Source organism: Cupriavidus oxalaticus, assembly GCF_016894385.1.
Classification (GTDB): domain Bacteria; phylum Pseudomonadota; class Gammaproteobacteria; order Burkholderiales; family Burkholderiaceae; genus Cupriavidus; species Cupriavidus oxalaticus.
In genome coordinates, this window is record NZ_CP069811.1 from 2,400,032 (window position 1) to 2,420,964 (window position 20,933).

The window sequence follows — 20,933 nt, forward strand, 5'->3', positions numbered from 1 at the left end:
CGTATCGGCGCGCTGGCGCACCACCGCACTTGATGGCGAGGCGGCGCTCGCCGCGCCCACGCCCTACATCGCAGCGACCAACCCAACCGGCAGCACCGCCTGCACCGCCTCGGCAAAGCGCCCCACGATATTGTCGATATCCAGCTCCGTACAGATAAACGGCGGCGCAAACAACACGTGGTCGCCACGCACGCCGTCCACCGTGCCACCCATCGGATAGACCAGCAACCCGTTCTGCATCGCCGCCGACTTGAGCCGCGCATGCGTCTTCAGCGCGGGATCGAGCGTCGCCTTGCTGTCGCGGTCCGCGACAAACTCCACGCCGACGAACAGCCCGCGCCCGCGCACGTCGCCCAGGTTGGGATGCCCGCCCAGCGCCTCGCGCAGCCGCGCACGCAGTTGTTCGCCGCGGACCAGCACATTGGCCATCAGCCTGTCTTCGGCAATCGTGCGCTGCACCGCCAGCGCCGCTGCACAGGCGGTGGCATGCCCGATGTAGGTATGGCCGTGCTGGAAGAAGCCGCTGCCGCCGACGATGGCGTCATAGATGCGGCGCGTCGACAGCATCGCCCCGATCGGCTGGTAGCCGGCCCCGAGGCCCTTGGCGATGGTGACGATATCCGGCACCACGCCATCCTCTTCGCACGCGAACAGGTAACCGGTGCGGCCCATGCCGGACATCACCTCGTCCAGGATCAGCAGCACGCCGTACTTGTCGCACACGGCACGGATGCGCTTCAGGTAGTCGCCCACTGGCGGCACCGCGCCGGCGGTGGCGCCGACCACCGTCTCGGCGACGAAAGCGGCGACGGTGTCCGGCCCCAGTTCCAGGATCTTCGCTTCGAGCTCGTCGGCGAGCCGCTGTGCATACTGCGCGTCGGTCTCGCCGGCCTGCTGGTCGCGATAGGCATAGCATGGCGAGACGTGGTGCGCCGGCACCAGCAGCGGCAGGAACGGCTCGCGCCGCCAGGCATTGCCGCCGATCGCCAGCGCGCCGAGCGTGTTGCCGTGGTAGCTCTGGCGGCGCGCGATGAAATGGCGGCGGCCCGGCTGGCCCGCCTCGACGAAATACTGGCGCGCCAGCTTCAGCGCCGATTCCACGGCCTCGGAGCCGCCCGAGACGAAATACACGTGGTCGAGATCTCCGGGCGCGGCTTGCGCCAGCGTTTCGGCCAGCGTTTCCGACACCTCGGTGGTGAAGAACGAGGTATGCGCGTAGGCGATGGTGTCGAGCTGCGCCTTGATCGCCTCGATCACGCGCGGGTGCGCGTGCCCCAGGCACGACACCGCAGCGCCACCGGAGGCATCGAGGTAGCGCCTGCCTTCGCTGTCGATCAGTTCGATCCCCTGCCCGGCAACGGCGACGGGCAGTGTCTGGCGCGGATTGCGATGGAATACGTGGGTCATGATGGTGTCGAGGCACGCGGCCGGTGAATGCGGGAAGCGCGCGCCCAGTATAGGGTCAGGTCTTCCGCTAATGCAACAATTGTTTCCCAGTACGAATAACTAGAAACACACGTTGTTGCGCGCCTCCCCTGCCCGGCCAGCCTGGCCTTGGTCGGCGAGGTGGACGCTAGCGATCGCATCATCAGCAACCTTTTGGTTGCGCTCCCTCCCCCTGTCTCCTAACATGCAACTACACGGTTGCATATCAACCCGAAACAGGAGACCGGACATGCCCGCAGAAACCGACCGCATCGAACGCAGCATCCTGATTGAAGCCCCCGTGGCGCGCGTCTGGCACGCGCTGGCCGATGCCGATACCTTCGGCAGCTGGTTCGGCGTCAAGTTCGACGGCGCCGCCTTCGCCCCCGGCCAGCGCGCCGTCGGCAGCATCACCTACCCCGGCTACGAGTACCTGAAGTTCGACGTGCAGGTCGAACGCGTCGAGCCGGAAAGGCTGCTGTCCTGGCGCTGGCACCCCGCGCCGCTGGAACGCGGGCGCGACTATTCCGGCGAACCCAGCACGCTGGTGGAATTCACGCTGCGCGAAGTCGACGGCGGCACCATGCTGACCGTGGTCGAGTCGGGCTTCGACCAGATCCCGCCCGAACGCCGCATGGAAGCGTTCCGTATCAACAGCGGCGGCTGGGACGAACAGGTAAAGAATGTCCGCAAGCACGTCACCGGCGCCTGAAGCGCTGGATCTGCAGCAGTCCGCCGCGGTCTTTGCCGCGCTGGGCGACGAGACCCGGCTGCGGCTGGTGGCGGCGCTATGCGCGGGCGGCGCGATGTCGATCGCGCAACTGACCGCCGGCAGCGCCATGACCCGGCAGGCGGTGACCAAGCACCTGGAAGTCTTGTCACAGGCGGGGCTGGTACGCGACAGCAAGGCCGGGCGCGAGCGGCTGTGGATGTTCGAGCCCGGGCAGGTCGAGGCGGCGCGGCGCTCGCTGGAGGCGATTGGAAGGCAGTGGGAGTTTGCGCTGGGCAAGCTGAAGCTGGCGGTGGAGGCGGAACATTAGCTGACAACGCGCCTCCCGCCGCCGGTTTGCTCCCCTCTCCCGCAAGCGGGAGAGGGGGCACACGATTGGTAGACGACACCGCAACATGTAATCCCCCGCGCACCCCGCTATACTGGGAAGCCCCCCGCCCACCACAACGGCAACACGCAGGCCGCCCTCGCGCCAGGCCTGCCGGAGGAAGCGCGCAATTGGCTGATCACGACCTGTCCAGGCTGAAAATCGACCGCAGCGCCACCGCCGCGCCCGGCGCCCGCGTCCGTCCCCGGCGCAGGTGGCTGCGCTATGCCGGCATCGCGCTGATCCTGCTGGCCGTGCTCGGCATCGCCGTCAGGCTCGCCGGCCCGCGGTCGGTGCAGACCACAACGGTTACCTCGGCCTATCCCACGCAGAATTTCACGCTGCTCAATGCCACCGGCTATGTCGTGCCGCAGCGCAAGGCCGCAGTCGCGTCCAAGGCGCAGGGGAGGCTCGAATGGCTGGGCGTGCTGGAAGGCTCGCGCGTGAAGAAGGACGAGGTCATCGCCCGGCTCGAGAGCAAGGACGTGTCGGCCTCATTCGCCCAGGCGCAGGCCCAGGTGAAGGTGGCACAAGCCAACCTCGCCCTGCAGCAGGCAGAACTGAAAGACGCCGAGGTCAACCTGCGCCGCTCCGAGATCCTGATCGTGCCGAACGCGATCTCGCGCAACCAGTACGATGCCGACGTCGCACGCTATCACAAGGCCAGGGCCTCGGTCAGCAGCTCGCAGGCGTCGATCGCTTCGGCGCAGGCCAATGCGCGCGCGGCTGAAGTTGCCGTGGAGCAGACCGTCGTGCGCGCGCCGTTCGACGGCGTGGTGCTGGTCAAGCATGCCAACGTCGGCGACAACATCACGCCGTTCTCGGCCGCCGCCGATACCAAGGGCGCGATCGTGACCATTGCCGACATGGAGACGCTGGAAGTCGAAGCCGACGTCGCCGAATCCAATATCGCCAGGATCCACCCCGGCCAGCCATGCGAACTGCTGCTCGATGCCCTGCCCGGCGTGCGCCTGGCCGGCCAGGTATCGCGCATCGTGCCGACGGTGGACCGCTCCAAGGCCACGGTGCTGGTCAAGGTGCGCTTCGTCGACCGCGACGCGCGCGTGCTGCCGGACATGAGCGCGAAGATCGCCTTCCTGTCGCGCGCCGCCACGGCGCAGGACCGCCAGCCCGTCATCGCGGCGCAGCCGGCCGCGGTGGTCATGCGCGATGGCCGGCCGGTGGTCTACGTGGTCCGTGACGGCAAGGCGCACGAAACCCCGGTCAAGACCGGCGACAAGCTCGGCGAGCTGGTCGCGGTGCAGGGCGTCAAGCCGGGCGACGTGCTGGTGCTGTCGCCCGGCGACAAGCTTGGCGACGGCGACCGCGTCACGCCGGCCAAGCCTTGAGGGTGAGCGCATGAATGCCGCGCCGCTGGTCCGGATCAGCCACGTCGCCAAGTCCTACCGGCGCGGCATGCAGACCGTGCCGGTGCTGACCGATATCTCGCTCGATATCGGCGCGGGCGACTTCGTCGCGCTGATGGGACCGTCCGGCTCCGGCAAGAGCACGCTGCTGAACCTGATCGCCGGCATCGACCGCCCCGACAGCGGCACGCTGCAGGTGGCCGGGCTCGATATCACGCAGCTGCCCGAAGCCGCGCTGGCCGACTGGCGCGCGGCCAACGTCGGCTTTATCTTCCAGTTCTACAACCTGATGCCGGTGCTGACCGCATTCGAGAACGTGGAGCTGCCGCTGATGCTGACCAGCCTGCCGCGCGCGGAACGGCGTGCGCGCGTGGAACTGGTGCTGGACATGGTCAACCTCGCCGACCGCATGAGCCACTACCCGTCCGAGCTGTCGGGCGGGCAGCAGCAGCGCGTGGCGATCGCGCGGGCGCTGATCACCGACCCGTCGCTGATCGTCGCCGACGAGCCCACCGGCGACCTCGACCGCACCTCCGCCGCGGAAATCCTGGCGATGATGCAGCGCCTGAACGCGGAACTCGGCAAGACCATCATCATGGTCACGCACGACGCCCATGCCGCGGCCGCGGCGGGCTCGCTGGTGCACCTGGAGAAGGGCGAGCTGATCCGCGGCGAGGTGGCCTGACCCATCATGTACGCGCTCAAGCTGATCACCCGCAACGCGCTGCGGCACAAGCTGCGCACCGCGCTGACCGTGCTGGGGCTGGTGATCGCGGTGCTGGCGTTCGGGCTGCTGCAGACCGTGATCGACGCGTGGTACGCCGGCGCCTCGGCCGCGTCCAGCGCGCGGCTGGTGACGCGCAATGCGATCTCGCTGGTGTTCCCGCTGCCGCTCAGCTACGAGGGCCGCATCCGCGGCGTCGACGGCGTGACCACGGTGGCGCGTTCCAACTGGTTCGGCGGCGTCTATCGCGATCCCAAGAATTTCTTCGCGCAGTTCGCGGTGTCGGACAACTACCTCGATCTTTACCCGGAATTCATCGTTCCCGAACAGCAGCGCGCCGAGTACCAGCGCGACCGCAAAGGGGCGCTGGTGGGCCGCCAACTGGCCGACCAGTTCGGCTTCAAGATCGGCGACGTGATCCCGATCAAGGGCACCATCTACCCCGGCACCTGGGAGTTCGTGGTGCGCGGCATCATGGACGGCCGCGACGAAAGCATCATCACGCGGCAGATGGTGTTCCACTGGGAATACCTGAACGAGACCATCCGCAAGAAAACGCCGCGCCAGGCCGACCAGGTCGGGGTCTATGTGCTGGGCGTGGACAACCCCGACAACACCGCGGCGATCTCGCGCAATGTCGATGCCGTGTTCCGCAACTCGCTGGCGGAGACGCTGACCGAGACCGAGCAGGCCTTCCAGCTCGGCTTCGTCGCCATGTCGAACCAGATCATCGCGGCGATCCGCGTGGTGTCCTATGTGGTGATCGTGATCATCATGGCGGTAATGGCCAATGCGATGGCGATGAGCGCGCGCGAGCGCACCGTGGAATACGCCACGCTCAAGGCGCTGGGCTTCGGCCCGGGCTTCCTGGCGCTGCTGGTGTTCGGCGAGTCGCTGGCGATCTGCGTGGCGGGCGGCGCGCTCGGCATGCTCGCCACGCCGCCGATGGCGGCGGCCTTCAAGCAGGCGGTCGGCGGCGTGTTCCCGGTGTTCACGGTATCGCCGGAAACGATGCGCGCGCAGGCCGCGTGCGCGCTGGCGGTCGGCATCGCCGCCGGCATCGTGCCGGCGGTACAGGCTGCGCGCGTGCGCATCGTCGAAGGCCTGCGGGCGATTGGCTGACGCATCCGGCCATGGCGATCCCCCTCACCTATATCGCGCGCAATCTTTGGGCCCGGCGGCTGACCACGGCGCTGACCGCGGGCGGGCTGGCGCTGGTGGTCTTTGTCTTCGCCACCATGCTGATGCTGGATGCCGGCCTGAAGAAGACGCTGGTCACCACCGGCGAGCACGACAACGTGGTGGTGATCCGCAAGGGCGCCGAGACCGAGATCCAGAGCGCCGTCGAGCGCGGGCAGGCCAGCATCCTGGAAATGCACCCCGCGGTGGCCATGACCGGCGCCGGCCAGCCGATGGCCTCGCGCGAGGCGGTGGTGCTGATCTCGCTGACCAAGTCCAGCACCGGGCAGCCCTCCAACGTGGTGATCCGCGGCATCTCGCCGCTGGGCATGGCGCTGCGTCCGCAGGTCAGGCTCGTGGCGGGGCGCATGTTCCGTCCGGGCTCGGCTGAAATCATTGTCGGCAGCAGCATTGCCGGCGGCTTTGCCGGGGTGCAGATCGGCGAACACCTGCGCTTCGCCCAGCGCGAGTGGACCGTGGTGGGCCACTTCGACGCCGGCGGCAGCGGTTTCGACTCGGAGATCTGGGGCGATGTCGACCAGCTGATGCAGTCGTTCCGGCGCAATGCGTATTCGTCGATGGTGGTGCGGCTGGCCAATCCCACGCTGTTCGAGCGTTTCCGCGCCGATATCGACGTGGACCCGCGCCTGGCCGACGAGGCCAAGCGCGAGCAGGTCTTCTACAGCGACCAGTCCAAGGCGCTGTCCAGCTTTATCAATATCCTCGGCGTTACGCTGTCCACGATTTTTTCGGTTGCGGCAATGATCGGCGCCATGATCACCATGTACGCGTCGGTGGCCAACCGCGTGGCCGAGATCGGCACGCTGCGCGCGCTGGGATTCAAGCGTGCCAACGTGCTGGTGGCCTTCCTGATCGAGGCGGCACTGCTCGGACTGGTGGGTGGCATGGCCGGGCTCGCGTTTGCCGCGCTGATGCAGTTCGCATCGTTCTCGACGACCAATTTCCAGACGTTTGCCGATTTGTCGTTCCGCTTCATCCTGACGCCCGCGATCGCGCTGCAGACGCTGGCGTTCGCGATGGGAATGGGGCTGGTGGGTGGCTTCCTGCCGGCGGTGCGGGCGGCGAGGATGAACATTGTGGATGCGTTGCGGGCGCGTTGAGCGGCTTGCTCGCTGCCGGTTTGCTCCCCTCTCCCGCGCGCGGGAGAGGGGCCAGGGGTGAGGGCGGGCGCCTCCACGAAAGTTATGCTCTTCAAAACCATAGGCTCCGCTTGATGTGGTGCCTCGCTGAACCACCCCTCACCCCGGCCCTCTCCCCATGAGGGGAGAACACCTTGCTGAGGCCAGCTCGGGCGGCTTAGGTGCACCCAACACCGTTGGCTTTGCTTCTGGCTTCCGAGCGCCCCCGATCCTTTCCTTGCCTTCTCCCCCCCGTACGTCTACAACCCGTAGTGATGCATGCTTCTCGCCAGACCCCGCTGGCGGCCAGTGCGCACCGGCACGGCCAGCGGCGCCCCACCGCAGGACTTACCGCCAGGACGCCCCGATGAATCTCGACCTGCTGGCTTCATTGCTGACCGCCGTGGTGGTGCTGCTGATCGGCACCCTGGTCAACCGCAGCGTCGGCATCCTGTCGCGCTACAACATCCCCGACCCCGTCACCGGCGGGCTGCTGTTCGCCATCGTCGCGTCGGTGGCAGCGGCGGCGGCAAATTTCCGCGTGGTCATCGATCCCGGCATGAAGCCTGTGCTGCTGCTGATGTTCTTCGGCGGCGTCGGCCTTGGCGCCGACCTGCGCATGCTCAAGCGCGGCGGCAAGGCGCTGGTGATCTTCCTGATCATCCTGCTGCCCTATATCGTGGTGCAGAACACCGTCGGCGTGGCCATGGCCAAAGCGCTCGACCTGCACCCTATCTTCGGGCTGGTGAGCGGTTCCATCACGCTGGTGGGCGGCCATGGCACCGGGGCCGCCTATGCCGAGCGCTTCGCCGAGGTCAACAACCTGCAGGCGGTGATGGACCTGTCGATGACGGTGGCGACCATCGGCCTGGTCGTCGGCGGCATCATCGGCGGTCCCGTGGCGCAGTACCTGATCTCGCGCTACAAGCTGCGCTCGACCGCGCGCGAGGCCGGCGACACCGAAGAGGAAGCCGCTGCGCTCTCGCCGATCACCACGGTCGGCGCGCTTGCCGCGCTGGCCGGCATCCTGGCCGCGGTGATCGGCGGGCGCTGGATCGCGGCGCAGATGCCGGCGGGTCCGATCACCATCCCCGGCTTCCTGTGGTGCATGATGCTCGGCATCGCGATCCGCAACCTGCTGCCGTTCATCGGCCTGCGCTTCGACGACCGCGCCACCGACCTGATCACCAACGTCTGCCTGTCGCTGTTCCTGGTCATGACCATGATGGCGCTGGACCTGGCCGAGGTGGCGCTGTCGGCCGGCCCGTTCCTGCTGATCATCGCGATGCAGGTGGTGTTCATCATCCTCTACGTGGTGTTCGTCTGCTTCCGCTTCATGGGCCGCGACTACGAAGCGGCGGTCACCTCGGCCGCGTTCATCGGCTTCAACATGGGTTCCACGGCGACCGCCATGGCCAATATGCGCGCGATCACCGCGCGCTACGGGCCGGCGCCCACCAGCTACCTGATCACGCCGCTGGCCGGCGCGTTCTTTGTCGACCTGATGAACGCGTTCGTGCTGACCATGATGCTGGCCTTGCCGCTGATCGGAGGCTGACATGCGCCGCGCCTGCTTTGCCTTCTTTCTTGCGCTGCTGGCCAGCCTGTGGCTGGCCGGCTGCGGCGGCGGCCCGAACGCCGACGGCATCCGCGCCGATCTCGACGATCGCCTGGCGCAGGCGCTGCCGCCCGGCACCGTGCAGCTGGTCGGCATCGACCGGCGCGGCTCGCAGTCCGACACCAAGGCACCGGCCGGCGAGACCCGGCGCGTGGTGTATTTCGACGCGGAACTGAAGCTGCTGCGCGACTATGACTTCGGCGCATGGGATTCGCCCGGCGTGGCCGGCCTGATCTCGGCGCTGGGCGCGGGGCCGCGTGGCATCACCGGGATCACCAGCGGCGGCAACAAGGCCGGCGACATCCTGCGCGCGCACGGCACCGCGCTGTACCGGCGCGACGGCGAGCGCTGGGTCAGCGTGCAGCCCGCCGGCTATCGCCCGGCCGAGGCGCCGGCCGTGGCCACCAACGCGCCCACGGGCCCGGCGGCCATCCTGGACGCCATGCGCAAGGTGGTCGAGGCGGTCCAGAAGGACGCCTCTCCGGCGCAGCGCGCGGTGATCGAGCAGGAACTGACCACCGCGCACGCCAATATCCGCGCCCGGCTGGCCCGCGTCGACGAGGGCTATGCCATTGCCGCCGGCGCCGAGCACGGCCAGTACCTGCGCTTCGTGCGCGCGCTGGTGGAGGGCGCGCGCGCGCGCGCCATCCCGCTGGTGACCCGAGGCGGCGAAGAGAACCTGCGCCTGCTGCGCGGCGGCAAGGTCTCGGCGGCCATGGCGCAGGGCGATGCCGCGCTCGATGCCTACGAGGGCAAGGGCGCCTTTGCCGAGGACGGGCCGCACGCATCGCTGCGCGCCATCGGCAGCCTGTACCCGGAGCCGGTGCATGTGCTGGTGCGCGACGGCGATCCGGCGCGCTCGGTGTCCGACCTGCGCGGCAAGCGCATCGCGGTGGGCGAGCGCGGCGCGGCCTCGCGCGGCACGGTGCTGCGCGTGCTGGCCGCGCACGGACTGACCGAGAACGATTTCAAGGTCGAGGAAGTAGGCCTGGGCGCGGCGCTGGTGGCACTGCGCCAGAACCAGGTGGATGCCGTGATGCAGGTGATCGGCGTGCCGTCCGACAGCATCCGCGATGCGCTGAGCGAACTGCCGTTGCGGCTGCTGCCGCTGGACGAGCGCGCGATCGCGGCAATGGTCGGGCAGAAGGCGGGCTATTTCCGCGCCAGCATCGCGCCCGGCACCTACCCCGGCCTGCGCGAGCCGGTGCGCACCATCGCCACCGCGGCGATCCTGGTGACCGGCCCGGACCTGTCGGATACCGAGGTGGCCGACCTGACGCGGCTGGTGTACCGGCATGGCCGCGACCTGGTCGCGCGCGGCAGCGCCCAGGGCGGGCAGATCAACGTGGCCACCGCGCGCGAAGGGCTGGTGATTCCGCAGCACCTGGCGGCGGCCAAGGTGCTGGACGGCCTGGCGGCGGGCACGGCGGCCACGCCCGGGCAGCGGTCCGGAGGACCGTCTACCCAGGCACCCGCATCGGCACCCGCATCGGCACCCGCATCGGCACCGGCCGCCACCGCATCCATGCCGGGCGTCCGCTAGACCCCGAAACTGCCGGCCGCGCTACCCCGCTGCCGGCAACTCCGCCGCCAGCCGGCAGCGCCGGTCCAGGAAGTCGCTCGCATGGCCATTGCTGCCGCCCGCGGCGTGGACCGGCTGGTCCACCAGGAAAAAGCCAGGGCGGCCCTGCCGGTCCTGACCATAGGTGAGGAAGATGCCCCGGTCAGGCGGCGGCACCGGGATGGCGCTGGCGCCGGGGTCGTCAGCCCTGCCTCCGACCAGCGCGAAAGGGTCGGCCGTCAAGACCGGCTCGGCAGCCGGGATAAACCGGGCCCGCACCGGCTTGCCATCGAAGCGCAGCGAAGTCCATGCGGTGCCGATCGGCCCGCTCGCGCCATTGACGAAGGCGCGCGCCGCGGCACTGATGCAATCCAGGTGGATATGGAGCTGGTCCTGGCTGCGCGAGGTGCGGGAATTGACCGCCAGCCCCAGCATGTCGTCCGGCACCGGCTTGCCCAGCGCCTGTCCGACGATGCCGCGCTCGTCCCAGCCGAAGGCCCAGGCGTTGGCACCGGTGCCGTCCCACGCCCTGCGATCCTCCACGCCCGTCACCGGCCGCACCGGGATCACCAGGTAGTGCGACACGCCGATCGCGTCCTTGTAGAGCACCAGCCCGCGGGCACGGTCGACGCTGGCGCAATCGGCATGCTGCGGCTGCGGCGGCGCCAGGCAGCGCTGCTGCACGTTGCGCCACAGGCCATCGCGCCCACCGGACAGGACGCCGGCCACGTTCTCGGCGGTGCAGCCCGCCAGCATCAATGCCGCCGCCAGCGGCAGCGCACCGCGCCGGCGTGCCGGAGTCAACGCCGGCATGGAATGCCGTAGTACGTCCCCACCCGCGGGTTGGACACGATGTAGGCGTGGCGCTGGGCCCAGAACTGAGCGTCGCGAAAGACCTCGGCCTCGCGTTCGCTCCAGGGTGTGGCCAGCAGCGGCAGGGCTTCGGCATCGGTGGTCGGGTAGACCTGGGCCTGGTAGCGGGCCGTCTGCAGCGCACCCGTACGGATGGTACGGATCGTGACGTGGAGTGTCATAGGCAGCTTCTCGTCATGAAGACGAGAAATCATAACCACATTCCTGGGTTGCTTTGATGACTGCGGTTGAAACTTGCTGTCAGGAAGCCGCATCGGCCACGACCAACCGGTGTCCCCTCGCCCGCAACCGGAGCCAGACATGACGGCCAAGTCTCCCCGCAAGATCGCAATCCTCGCGCTGACGCACCTCGCCATGCTGGCGACCGGCTTTGCGGCCGGGATCTATGTGCTGCCGATCCTGACCGAGCAGGCGGGGGCGAGCACCGGGCAGGTACAGGCGGTGGCGCGGCAGGCGGCCTTTTCCGGCGCCTTCCGCAAGGACCTGGCCGGCAGTGACGCATTGCACTGGGCCAGCGGACGGCTGCATGTGTCGGCCCGCGCCATTGCCTTCGAAGGCAGCGTGGCGCCGGGGCCGGACTACCGGATCTACCTGGTGCCGGAGTTCGTCGACACCGAGGCGGCTTTCCTCGGCATCAAGGACCGCGCGGTGCAGGTTGCACCGTTGAAGACATTCGGCAATTTCACCGTGGCGCTGCCGGATGGCGTCGATCCCGGCCAGCACCGTGCGGTGGTGATCTGGTGCGAGCGGTTCGGGCAGTTCATCAGTGCCGCGGCCTACCGCTAGGCCGTGCAAGAAAAAAGGGCCGATCGAGGAACCGGCCCAACGAACCCCGCACAGGCAAGGTGTCGATATGAACATCACGGCCCGCCCGTGCGCGGCGCCGGAGCGCCATCGCGGGCGGGCATCCGCAGGCTGCGCTCAGAAGCGGTGACGCATGCCGATGGTGGCGCCGGTCTGGTTCTCGCCCGCGACCACGGTGCCCACGCCGTTCAGGCCCAGGGCCGAGCCGTTCTTGTTCTTGGCGTAGCCCACGTTCAGGTACACGTCGGTGCGCTTGGACAGCGAATAGTCCGCCGACAGCACGAACATCCACGGATCGGCATCGCTGTTGCGGGTGTCGTTGTAGTAGGCGGCGCCGGTCACCAGGAAGGCGGGCGTGAAGCGGTACTGCGCACCAGCCCAGTAGACATTGCTGCGGGTCGCGGCGGCGGTGGCGCTGGAGACGCCATCGTCCTTCAGCCAGCGGTAGCCGGCGAACACCTTGGCACCGCCGAAGGCATAGGCGGTGCCCACCGCGGCGCGCCTGGCGCTGCGGTCCTGCAGCGCCACGGTGGCGCCCTGGTACTGGTCGTAGGCGGCGCCGACCGAGAAGCCGCCGGCGGCATACGACAGCCCGCCGCCGAAGTTGCGCGCGACCTTGGGTTCGCCCGGCACTTCGCCGTTGTTGTCGCGGCCGAAGCTGTAGAAGCCGGTGGCGGTCAGGCCGCCGAACTTGCCGGTGTACTTGATGGCATTGTCGGCGCGGCCGTTGAAGGCCGAGTCGACGCTGTTGAGCGAGTAGCGCGGGCCCACGCCCATCGGGTCGAAGGCGCCGAACAGGTCGTACAGCGCGTTCTGCTGGCGGCCCAGCGTGACGGCGCCGAAGCCGCCCTGCAGGCCCACGTAGGCCTGGCGGCCGAACAGGCGGTTGCCCTGGCCGGAGGTGCCGGTATCGATATCGAAACCGCTTTCCAGCACGAGGATGCCCTTCAGGCCGTCGCCCAGGTCTTCGGTGCCGCGCAGGCCCCAGCGCGAGCCGGACAGGTTGCCCGAGTTCAGGCGCGTGGACGTGCCCTGGGCACCATTGCTGCCGGGCACGTGGCTGATGACTTCGAGGCCGGCATCGGCGATGCCGTACAGCGTTACGTTCGATGCGGACTGGGCCGAGGCCACCCCGGATGCCGCCGTGGCGGCCACTGCTGCCGTCATTGCAAGGAGAGCTTTCTTCACTGTGATTTCTCTGTTTTATGGTGATTCCATGACACCGCGCCGGTCCGACCGGGGCCGGCGGCCAGCCACTGCCTGGGCTGGGCTGGCCCGCGCTGCACCGGGGGCGGCGCACGTCCGCAGAAGTGCGGCCGGCGCATTGTGCTGGCGCAATATGAAAGCCTTGTGACGAGTAGTCCGCAGCACAATGTGCCGAATAGCACCCGAATGGGGGTTTTCCCTGTAAGCGACGGGATCGTTTTGGTAGGATGCAGGCTTTTCCGACGACGGTAATGCCAGTGCCCCGTGCCGCCATGTGCCTTTGCCTCGACAGCTTCGCCTCATGAAGCTGGCAGAGATCAAGACCCGGCTTGCCTCGCTGCAGGCTCCGCTCTCCGCCTCGATCCAGCACCACCACCTGTCCAGTCTGCGCGCGCGTAGCGCGCGCCTGGGCCTGACCCGGCCGGGCTCGCTGCGCCCCACGCGCCGCGGCGTGCTGGTGGGCATGGCCGCCGTGCCGGCAGCCCTGCTGCTGTACGTGCTGGCGCTGGTGCCGTTCACGCCAGGCATCAGCGACATCCGCAAGGCCAAGTCGGAGCAGCCGGCGCAGGTGCTGTCGGCCGACGGCAAGGAACTGGCGGTCTTCAAGTGGGCCAACCGCGACTGGGTGCCGCTCAAGCAGATCTCGCCCAACGTGGTGGCGGCGCTGATCTCGACCGAAGACCACCGCTTCTATGAGCACCACGGGCTCGACTGGCGCCGCATCGCCTCGGCCGCGGTCCATACCTTCTCGGGCGACCGCCAGGGCGGCTCGACCATCACCCAGCAGCTGGCGCGCAACCTCTACCCCGACGAGATCGGCCGCGCGCCCACGCTGACGCGCAAGCTCAAGGAAGCCGTCACCGCGTTCAAGATCGAGGCGCTGTACACCAAGGACGAGATTCTCGAGACCTACCTGAACACGGTGCCGTTCCTGTACAACGCGTTCGGCATCGAGATGGCCGCGCGCACGTACTTCGACAAGCCGGCGCGCTCGCTCGACGTGCTGCAGAGCGCCACGCTGATCGGCATGCTCAAGGGCAACAGCTACTACAACCCGGTGCTGAACCCCGAGCGCGCGCTGGACCGGCGCAATATCGTGCTGGGGCAGATGGTCAAGCGCGGCAAGCTCGACGCGGCCCGCTACGAGCAGCTCAAACGCCGTCCGCTGCGCATCGACTTCGAGCGCCAGACCGAGCCGCCCGGTCCCGCGCCGCATTTCGCGCAGCAGCTGCGCAAGTGGCTGATCGGCTGGGCCGACCGCAACGGCTACGACATCTACGCCGACGGCCTGGTGGTGCGCACCACCATCGACGCGCGCCTGCAGGCCATGGCCACGCAGGCGGTGGCGCAGCAGGGCAACCGCCTGCAGGCGATCGCCAACGCAGCCTGGGCGCCGCGCGCGGGCTGGGCCGCGGACCGCGCGCTGGTGCAGGCCTTCGTGCGCGAGTCGCCGGAATACCGCGCCGCCACCGCCGCCGGCACGCCGCCGGAAGACGCGATCAAGCACCTGCTGACCAACGGCGCCTTCATGCGCGCGCTGCACCAGCAGAAGACACGCATCCAGGCGGGCTTCCTCGCCATCGATCCGCGCAACGGCGAGATCCGCGCCTGGGTCGGCAGCCGCGACTACACGCAAGACGCGTTCGACCACGTGCAGCAGGCGCGCCGCCAGCCGGGCTCGACCTTCAAGCCCTTCGTCTACGGCGCGGCCTTCGACGAGGGCAAGTCGCCCGACGACACGCTGATGGACCAGCCGGTCGAGATCGAGCTGGCCGGCGGCGAGATCTGGCGCCCGTCGGACGAGGGCCGCCCCACCGGGCGCGCGATGAGCCTGCGCGACGGGCTGGTCTATTCGCGCAACACCATCACCGCGCAGCTGATGCAGCAGGTAAGCCCGGCGCGCGTGGCGCGGCTGGCGCGCGCGATGGGCGTGCGCGAAAGCCGGCTCGAGGAGGTGCCGTCGCTGGCGCTGGGCACCAGCCCGGTCACGCTCAAGGAAATGGTGGCCGCCTACGGCACCATCGCCAACGCCGGCAACTACATCGCGCCCACCATGGTCACGCGCATCGAAGACCGCAACGGCAATGTGCTGCAGGTATTCCGCCCGGCGCGCGCCGAGCGTGCCCTGCCTCACGCCACCACGCAGACCCTGCTTGACGTGATGCGCGACGTGATCGACCGCGGCACCGGCGCCGGCATCCGCTCGCGCTACGGCATCCGCGCCGACGTGGCCGGCAAGACCGGCACCACGCAGGACAACGCCGACGGCTGGTTCATCATGATGCACCCGGAACTGGTCGCCGGTGCCTGGGTCGGCTTCAACGACAGCCGCGTCACGCTGCGCAGCGACTACTGGGGCCAGGGCGCGCGCAGCGCGCTGCCGATGGTCGGCGACTTCTACCAGCGCGCGTTGCGCGGCCGTGTCATCGACAGTCGCGCACGCTTTGCCGAGTACGAGGAAAGCCATGTGCTCGCCTCGCTCGGCAAGCAGGTGCGCGGCTGGTGGACCCAGTTGTTCGGCAGCGACAAGGCCAACGGCGCCACCGCGCCGCGTCCGGCGCCGCGCCGTCCGGCGCTGCCGGCGCCCGAGGCGGATGTGAAGCCGCCGGCCAGCACGCCGATGGCGTCGGCCTCCGCGCCGGTGACCGGCGCTGGCAGTGGCGAGGAAGAGTCCAGCCTGGCGCTGGACCAGGGAGAGACGGTGATGGCGGTGCCGCCGGGTTTTGAGGCAAATACAGTGCCGGCACCGGCACCGGTCACGCCCGTAGCGCCTGCCCCGCCGCCTTATCCGACCGCGTCCAATCCGCCTGCCGCGCCTGCCGCGCCTGCATATCCGGCAGGGCGGCCGGTGCCGGCTGCACCTGCCGCACCCGTACCCGCAGCGCCAATGCCACCGGCAACACCGGTGGCGCCGGAAAACAATAACCACAGCAGCGTCACGCCCGGCTAAAGCAGGCACTGGCAGTGCTTGCGCGATCCAGCAGTGCTGACGCGGTCCAGTTCTCGCGCAAGCCGCTCGCGCGGACCGGTCAGCTAACGCACCCGAACGTTCGCGAGTGCGCGCGGGGTGCGCGTGGCAGCGCGCCTCGCTACAATGGCCCCGGGCAATCCATTGCCAAGGGGGCCGAATGTCCGAAACGCCTGACACCTGCGCCGCACCGCGCCACAACGCTGCCAATGCCGGCCGGCGCGCCGCCTGCTGAAGTCGGCCATGGAGATCGCGCTGGCGCTGTCGTGGCTGACGCTGGCGGTCTGGTGCGGGCTGCTGTGCCTGCGCGCCGGCTTCTGGCGCGTGCACAAGCCGGCCGCCGCCCCGGCGCCGGCGCAATGGCCGGAGGTGGTCGCCATCATCCCGGCACGCAATGAATCCGCGGTGATCGCACACGCGGTGGCGGGCGTGCTCGGCCAGCGCTACCCGGGGCACCTCACGCTGGTGGTGGTCGACGACCACAGCCAGGACGGCACCGCCGATCTCGCCCGCGCCGCCGCCGCGACCACCGCGCGCCCGCAGGCGCTGTCGGTGATCGGCGCGCGCGAGCTGCCGGCCGGCTGGAGCGGCAAGGTCTGGGCCCAGTCCGAGGGGCTGGCCGAAGCCGACCGCATCGCCCCGCACGCCTGCCATGTCTGGCTGACCGACGCCGACATCTGGCATGGCCCCGGCGTGCTGGCCGCGCTGGTGGCGCGCGCCGAGCACGAGCAGCGCGACCTGGTCTCGCTGATGGTGCGGCTGCGCTGCGAATCGGCGTGGGAGCGGCTGGTCGTGCCCGCGTTCGTGTTTTTCTTTGCCAAGCTCTACCCGTTTGCCCGCGTGCGCGACCCGCGCTCGCGCGTGGCTGCCGCGGCGGGTGGCTGCATGCTGGTCCGGCGCCCGGCGCTGGCGCGCATCGGCGGCTTTGCCGCGATCCGCGGCGAGCTGATCGACGATTGCAGCCTGGCGGCACGCATCAAGCCTGGCGGCGCGATCCGGCTGGACCTGGCCGACGACAGCCTGTCGCTGCGCCCCTATGACGACTGGCGCAGCCTGTGGGACATGATCGCGCGCAGCGCCTATACGCAGCTGCGCTACTCGCCACTGCTGCTGGCGGGCGCGGTGGCGGGCATGGCGCTGACCTACCTGGCGCCGCCGGTGCTGGCCTTGGCCGGCGGCTGGCGACTGTGGCCGGCGTGGCTGGCATGGGGCGCAATGGCGTTTGCCTACCTGCCGATGCTGCGCGAGTACCGCCAGCCGGCATGGCTGGCGCCGCTGCTGCCGGTGACGGCGCTGTTCTACCTGGGGGCGACCATCGACTCGGCGCGCCGCTACTGGCTGCGGCGCGGCGGGCAGTGGAAGGGCCGTGCGCAGGCGCCGGCGCGGTCCTGAGCCGGAGCGCTCACTTGCCGCTCACTTGCCGCTCACTTGCCACTCACTTCGCCAGATACCCCTGCGCGCGAAACCACGCCAGCGCATCGCGCAGTCCTTCGCGGTACGTGCGCGGCGCATAACCCAGTTGCTGCCGCGCCTTCGCCGACGTAAAGAACATCCGATACCGCGACATATTGAGCCCATCCACGGTGATGAACGGCTCCTTCCCCGTCACCCGCGCCGCCGCCTCCGCCGCGTGCGCCAACGGATACAGCGGCCAGCGCGGCAGTTGCATGGTAGGCGGACGCCGACCGCACAGCTCGGCGATATCGCGCAGCATCTGCTGCAGCATCACGTCGTCGCCGCCCAGGATGTAGCGCTCGCCGGTGCGGCCGCGCTCCAGCGCCAGGAAATGGCCCTCGGCGACGTCGTCCACATGCGCCAGGTTCAGCCCGGTTTCGACAAAGGCCGGAATCTTGCCGGTCGCCGCCTCGACGATGATGCGGCCGGTGGGCGTGGGCCGGACATCGCGCGGGCCGATCGGCGTCGACGGATTGACGATCACCGCCGGCAGGCCGCGCTCGGCCACCAGCCTTTCGACCGCGCGTTCGGCCAGCACCTTGCTGCGCTTGTAGGCGCCGATGGCCTCGTGCGGATGCATCGGTGCGGTCTCGTCCACCGGCGCCCGCGCGCCGGCGACGCGCAGCGTGGCGACGCTGCTGGTATAGACCACGCGCTCGACGCCGGCGCGCTGCGCGGCCTCCATCACCGCCAGCGTGCCATCGACGTTGGTACGCACGATCTCCTCCGGATCGGGCGCCCACAGCCGGTAGTCGGCGGCAACGTGGAACAGGTAGCGCACGCCCTGCAGCGCGGCGGCCACGGCGGCGGCGTCGCGCATGTCGCCCTCGGCCACCGTCACCGGCAGGCCGGACAGGTTGGTGCGCGGACTCTGCGGGCGTACCAGCACGCGCACGCTGAACCCCCGCGCCAGCGCCTGCCGCGCGACCGCCGATCCGAGGAAACCCGAGGCTCCTGTCACCAGCACGTCATCGTTTCTCGTCATAAAGCCGTTTTCCCGGTGAGGCACAAGCGCCGCAAAGGCTGCCGGCAGCACGCGCCGTCCGGCCCTCCGGGCCGCGGCGCTGCCAGACAAAGCGCACGTGTCGGGTATATAGTAACCATCGTGTGACGGAAATGTGATCCTGATGAATCTCCGGTGCGGCGCCGGCTTGTGGATCGCAATTCCCGCCATCCCAATTGCTGAAACCCGTTGCAAAGGGTCAGGGGGTCTACTCTATGCAGGTGATTCTGGCTCAGCCCCGCGGCTTCTGTGCCGGCGTGGTGCGCGCGATCGAGATCGTCGACCGCGCCCTCGTCAAGCACGGTGCGCCGGTGTTCGTGCGGCATGAGATTGTGCATAACAAGCACGTAGTAGAGGGATTGAAAGACAAGGGCGCGCGTTTTGTCGAAGAACTCGACGAAGTTCCGGCCGGCGCCGTGACCATCTTCAGCGCGCACGGCGTTTCCCGTGCGGTGGTGGCCGATGCCAGCCAGCGCCAGCTGCATGCCATCGATGCCACCTGCCCGCTGGTGATCAAGGTCCATACCCAGGGACGCCAGTACGCCGCCAGCGGCCGCACCGTGATCCTGATCGGCCATGCCGGCCATCCCGAGGTGGAAGGCACCATGGGCCAGATCCCGGGCAAGGTGATCCTGGTGCAGAACGAAGCCGAGGTCGAGCAGCTCGACCTGCCGCCCGAAACGCCGGTGGCCTATGTCACGCAGACCACGCTGAGCGTTGACGACACCCGCCATATCATCGCCGCGCTGGCCCGCCGCTTCAGCAACCTGGTCGGCCCCGATACGCGCGACATCTGCTACGCCACGCAAAACCGCCAGAGCGCCGTGCGCGACCTGTGCAAGCTGGCCGACGTCATCCTGGTGATCGGCGCGACCAACAGCTCCAACTCCAACCGCCTGCGCGAGATCGGCACCGAAAGCGGCGTGCCCAGCTACCTGATCGCCGATGGCAGCGAACTGGACCCGGCCTGGGTGCGCGACGCCAGCGTGGTCGGCATCACCGCCGGCGCCTCGGCGCCCGAGGAAATGGTCGAGGACGTGATCGCCGCGTTGCGCAAGCTGGGGCCGGTCGAGGTCACCACCATGGCCGGGCGCGAGGAGCATGCCGAATTCCGCCTGCCCGCCGAGTTGGCCGAGGTCAGGCCGCCCGCCGCGCCGCGCAAGGCTGGCAAGGCCGCCGCCCGCGCCGAGGCCCGCACCGAGGCCCGCGCCGAACCCGACCCCGCGCCTGCCGCTGCCGGCACCAACGAGAATATCGCCGGCTGAACCCAACCAGAGGAACCTGCCTTGGCCATTCCGCTCCTGCAGGTCGCCCGCGTGGGCGCCTACATCGTCGGCAAGCACCTGTCGCGGCAGAAACGCTACCCGCTCGCGCTGATGCTGGAGCCGCTGTTCCGCTGCAACCTGGCCTGCTCGGGCTGCGGCAAGATCGACTATCCCGATCCGATCCTGAACCAGCGCCTGTCGGTGCAGGAATGCCTGGAAGCCGTTGACGAGTGCGGTGCGCCGGTGGTCTCGATCGCCGGCGGCGAACCGCTGCTGCACAAGGACATGCCGGAGATCGTGCAAGGCATCATCGCCCGGCGCCGCTTTGTCTACCTGTGCACCAACGCGCTGCTGATGGAGAAGAAGCTGGACCAGTACCGGCCCAGCCCGTATTTCATCTGGTCGGTGCACCTGGACGGCGACCGCGAGATGCACGACCGCTCGGTGTGCCAGGAAGGCGTCTACGACCGCGCCGTGGCGGCGATCCGGCAGGCCAAGGAACGCGGCTTCCGCGTCAATATCAACTGCACGCTGTTCAACGATGCCGAGCCCGAGCGCGTGGCCAGGTTCTTCGACTCGGTCAAGGCGCTGGGCGTGGACGGCATCACCGTGTCGCCGGGCTATGCCTATGAGCGCGCGCCCGACCAGCAGCATTTCCTGAACCGCGGCAAGACCCGGCAGCTGTTCCGCGACATCCTGGGCCGCGGCCGCGCCGGCAAGAACTGGGCCTTCAGCCAGTCGACGCTGTTCCTGGACTTCCTGGCCGGCAACCAGACCTACCACTGCACGCCGTGGGGCAACCCGGCGCGCACGGTGTTCGGCTGGCAGCGGCCGTGCTACCTCGTCGGCGAGGGCTATGCCAGGACCTTCCGCGAGCTGATGGACGAGACCGACTGGGACGCCTACGGCACCGGCAACTACGAGAAGTGCGCCGACTGCATGGTGCACAGCGGCTACGAGGCCACCGCGGTGGCGGACACCTTCGCTCACCCGCTCAAGGCGCTGGGCGTGAGCCTGCGCGGCGTGCGCACCAGCGGACCGATGGCGCCGGACATTGCGCTGGACCGGCAACGGCCGGCGGAATATGTGTTCTCGCGCCACGTCGAGATCAAGCTGGAGGAGATCCGGCGCGCAAAGCCGCCCGCCAGTCAGGGCCGGCAGGCGGCCAAGGCCCAGGACGCCGCCACGCACTGATTCGGGATCGTGCGATGCCAGCCGCCATCCTGCGAGCCGGTCATCATCCACACCA

General features: G+C 69.2%; 18 protein-coding genes. 13 read left to right on the top strand and 5 right to left on the bottom strand.

What is annotated here, in order from left to right; genetic code table 11:
* Positions 1 to 63 precede the first annotated feature (63 nt).
* Positions 64 to 1,407 (bottom strand): aspartate aminotransferase family protein, encoded by a 1,344-nt coding sequence (locus tag JTE92_RS10410; protein ID WP_063237293.1) that lies wholly within the window; start codon positions 1,405 to 1,407, stop codon positions 64 to 66.
* A 268-nt stretch (positions 1,408 to 1,675) separates the two neighbouring features.
* Here JTE92_RS10410 and JTE92_RS10415 point away from each other — a divergent pair, with 268 nt between their 5' ends.
* The 8 genes from JTE92_RS10415 (at position 1,676) to JTE92_RS10450 (ending at position 10,092) form a co-directional block, all read left to right on the top strand.
* Positions 1,676 to 2,137 carry an SRPBCC family protein gene (locus JTE92_RS10415; RefSeq protein ID WP_063237294.1) on the top strand — a complete coding sequence of 154 codons (462 nt, stop codon included), beginning with the start codon at positions 1,676 to 1,678 and terminating at the stop codon, positions 2,135 to 2,137.
* Entirely contained in the window at positions 2,109 to 2,465 is a 357-nt protein-coding gene (locus JTE92_RS10420; protein WP_063237295.1) for an ArsR/SmtB family transcription factor, read from the top strand. Before JTE92_RS10415 ends, JTE92_RS10420 begins: the two co-directional genes overlap by 29 nt.
* Positions 2,466 to 2,653: 188 nt before the next feature.
* A complete protein-coding gene (locus JTE92_RS10425; RefSeq protein WP_063237296.1) occupies positions 2,654 to 3,871 on the top strand; it encodes an efflux RND transporter periplasmic adaptor subunit in 1,218 nt (405 codons plus the stop codon).
* Between the two features lie 10 nt (positions 3,872 to 3,881).
* Positions 3,882 to 4,574 carry an ABC transporter ATP-binding protein gene (locus JTE92_RS10430; RefSeq protein WP_063237297.1) on the top strand — a complete coding sequence of 231 codons (693 nt, stop codon included), beginning with the start codon at positions 3,882 to 3,884 and terminating at the stop codon, positions 4,572 to 4,574.
* A 6-nt stretch (positions 4,575 to 4,580) separates the two neighbouring features.
* Positions 4,581 to 5,735 (top strand): ABC transporter permease, encoded by a 1,155-nt coding sequence (locus tag JTE92_RS10435; RefSeq protein ID WP_063237298.1) that lies wholly within the window; start codon positions 4,581 to 4,583, stop codon positions 5,733 to 5,735.
* 11 nt (positions 5,736 to 5,746) lie between these two features.
* On the top strand, positions 5,747 to 6,913 hold the full coding sequence (locus JTE92_RS10440) for an ABC transporter permease (protein WP_063237299.1): 1,167 nt from the start codon (positions 5,747 to 5,749) through the stop codon (positions 6,911 to 6,913).
* A gap of 385 nt (positions 6,914 to 7,298) precedes the next feature.
* Positions 7,299 to 8,489: a sodium/glutamate symporter gene (gene gltS, locus JTE92_RS10445; RefSeq protein WP_063237300.1), complete on the top strand. Its 1,191-nt coding sequence runs from the start codon at positions 7,299 to 7,301 to the stop codon at positions 8,487 to 8,489.
* A 1-nt stretch (position 8,490) separates the two neighbouring features.
* The gene (locus JTE92_RS10450) at positions 8,491 to 10,092 is read left to right on the top strand and encodes a TAXI family TRAP transporter solute-binding subunit (protein WP_063237301.1); all 1,602 of its coding nucleotides are present in this window, start codon (positions 8,491 to 8,493) and stop codon (positions 10,090 to 10,092) included.
* A gap of 21 nt (positions 10,093 to 10,113) precedes the next feature.
* On the opposite strand, the gene JTE92_RS10455 is transcribed toward JTE92_RS10450, so the two are convergent.
* Positions 10,114 to 10,923: a CDP-diacylglycerol diphosphatase gene (locus JTE92_RS10455; RefSeq protein ID WP_063237302.1), complete on the bottom strand. Its 810-nt coding sequence runs from the start codon at positions 10,921 to 10,923 to the stop codon at positions 10,114 to 10,116.
* Complete coding sequence (locus tag JTE92_RS10460; RefSeq protein ID WP_063237348.1) at positions 10,911 to 11,144, bottom strand: hypothetical protein; 234 nt, start codon at positions 11,142 to 11,144, stop codon at positions 10,911 to 10,913. The genes JTE92_RS10455 and JTE92_RS10460 overlap by 13 nt, the downstream gene beginning before the upstream one ends.
* A gap of 139 nt (positions 11,145 to 11,283) precedes the next feature.
* On the opposite strand from JTE92_RS10460, the gene JTE92_RS10465 reads away from it, so the two are divergent.
* Positions 11,284 to 11,769, top strand: a complete 486-nt coding sequence (locus JTE92_RS10465; protein WP_063237303.1) for a DM13 domain-containing protein — start codon at positions 11,284 to 11,286, stop codon at positions 11,767 to 11,769.
* Positions 11,770 to 11,904: 135 nt separating this feature from the next.
* Here the strand turns inward: JTE92_RS10465 and JTE92_RS10470 are convergent, their stop codons facing one another.
* Positions 11,905 to 12,975: a porin gene (locus JTE92_RS10470; RefSeq protein WP_063237304.1), complete on the bottom strand. Its 1,071-nt coding sequence runs from the start codon at positions 12,973 to 12,975 to the stop codon at positions 11,905 to 11,907.
* 319 nt (positions 12,976 to 13,294) lie between these two features.
* Here JTE92_RS10470 and JTE92_RS10475 point away from each other — a divergent pair, with 319 nt between their 5' ends.
* Complete coding sequence (locus JTE92_RS10475) at positions 13,295 to 15,943, top strand: penicillin-binding protein 1A (protein WP_063237305.1); 2,649 nt, start codon at positions 13,295 to 13,297, stop codon at positions 15,941 to 15,943.
* A gap of 261 nt (positions 15,944 to 16,204) precedes the next feature.
* Complete coding sequence (locus JTE92_RS10480; RefSeq protein WP_063237306.1) at positions 16,205 to 17,353, top strand: glycosyltransferase; 1,149 nt, start codon at positions 16,205 to 16,207, stop codon at positions 17,351 to 17,353.
* A gap of 43 nt (positions 17,354 to 17,396) precedes the next feature.
* On the opposite strand, the gene hpnA is transcribed toward JTE92_RS10480, so the two are convergent.
* Positions 17,397 to 18,401, bottom strand: a complete 1,005-nt coding sequence (gene hpnA / locus JTE92_RS10485; protein ID WP_063237307.1) for a hopanoid-associated sugar epimerase — start codon at positions 18,399 to 18,401, stop codon at positions 17,397 to 17,399.
* Between the two features lie 233 nt (positions 18,402 to 18,634).
* Here hpnA and ispH point away from each other — a divergent pair, with 233 nt between their 5' ends.
* Both ispH and hpnH read left to right on the top strand, forming a co-directional pair.
* Positions 18,635 to 19,684 (top strand): 4-hydroxy-3-methylbut-2-enyl diphosphate reductase, encoded by a 1,050-nt coding sequence (gene ispH, locus JTE92_RS10490; RefSeq protein WP_063237308.1) that lies wholly within the window; start codon positions 18,635 to 18,637, stop codon positions 19,682 to 19,684.
* A gap of 21 nt (positions 19,685 to 19,705) precedes the next feature.
* Positions 19,706 to 20,878 carry an adenosyl-hopene transferase HpnH gene (gene hpnH, locus JTE92_RS10495; RefSeq protein WP_063237309.1) on the top strand — a complete coding sequence of 391 codons (1,173 nt, stop codon included), beginning with the start codon at positions 19,706 to 19,708 and terminating at the stop codon, positions 20,876 to 20,878.
* Positions 20,879 to 20,933: the final 55 nt, after the last annotated feature.

Excerpts from the sequence above, each read along its gene's own strand:
- JTE92_RS10410 (WP_063237293.1), bottom strand. The coding sequence starts at position 1,407 with ATGACCCACGTATTCCATCGCAATCCGCGCCAGACACTGCCCGTCGCC.
- JTE92_RS10415 (WP_063237294.1), top strand. The coding sequence starts at position 1,676 with ATGCCCGCAGAAACCGACCGCATCGAACGCAGCATCCTGATTGAAGCC.
- JTE92_RS10420 (WP_063237295.1), top strand. The coding sequence starts at position 2,109 with ATGTCCGCAAGCACGTCACCGGCGCCTGAAGCGCTGGATCTGCAGCAG.
- JTE92_RS10430 (WP_063237297.1), top strand. The coding sequence starts at position 3,882 with ATGAATGCCGCGCCGCTGGTCCGGATCAGCCACGTCGCCAAGTCCTAC.
- JTE92_RS10435 (WP_063237298.1), top strand. The coding sequence starts at position 4,581 with ATGTACGCGCTCAAGCTGATCACCCGCAACGCGCTGCGGCACAAGCTG.
- JTE92_RS10440 (WP_063237299.1), top strand. The coding sequence starts at position 5,747 with ATGGCGATCCCCCTCACCTATATCGCGCGCAATCTTTGGGCCCGGCGG.
- gltS (WP_063237300.1), top strand. The coding sequence starts at position 7,299 with ATGAATCTCGACCTGCTGGCTTCATTGCTGACCGCCGTGGTGGTGCTG.
- JTE92_RS10450 (WP_063237301.1), top strand. The coding sequence starts at position 8,491 with ATGCGCCGCGCCTGCTTTGCCTTCTTTCTTGCGCTGCTGGCCAGCCTG.
- JTE92_RS10455 (WP_063237302.1), bottom strand. The coding sequence starts at position 10,923 with ATGCCGGCGTTGACTCCGGCACGCCGGCGCGGTGCGCTGCCGCTGGCG.
- JTE92_RS10460 (WP_063237348.1), bottom strand. The coding sequence starts at position 11,144 with ATGACACTCCACGTCACGATCCGTACCATCCGTACGGGTGCGCTGCAG.
- JTE92_RS10465 (WP_063237303.1), top strand. The coding sequence starts at position 11,284 with ATGACGGCCAAGTCTCCCCGCAAGATCGCAATCCTCGCGCTGACGCAC.
- JTE92_RS10475 (WP_063237305.1), top strand. The coding sequence starts at position 13,295 with ATGAAGCTGGCAGAGATCAAGACCCGGCTTGCCTCGCTGCAGGCTCCG.
- JTE92_RS10480 (WP_063237306.1), top strand. The coding sequence starts at position 16,205 with ATGGAGATCGCGCTGGCGCTGTCGTGGCTGACGCTGGCGGTCTGGTGC.
- hpnA (WP_063237307.1), bottom strand. The coding sequence starts at position 18,401 with ATGACGAGAAACGATGACGTGCTGGTGACAGGAGCCTCGGGTTTCCTC.
- ispH (WP_063237308.1), top strand. The coding sequence starts at position 18,635 with ATGCAGGTGATTCTGGCTCAGCCCCGCGGCTTCTGTGCCGGCGTGGTG.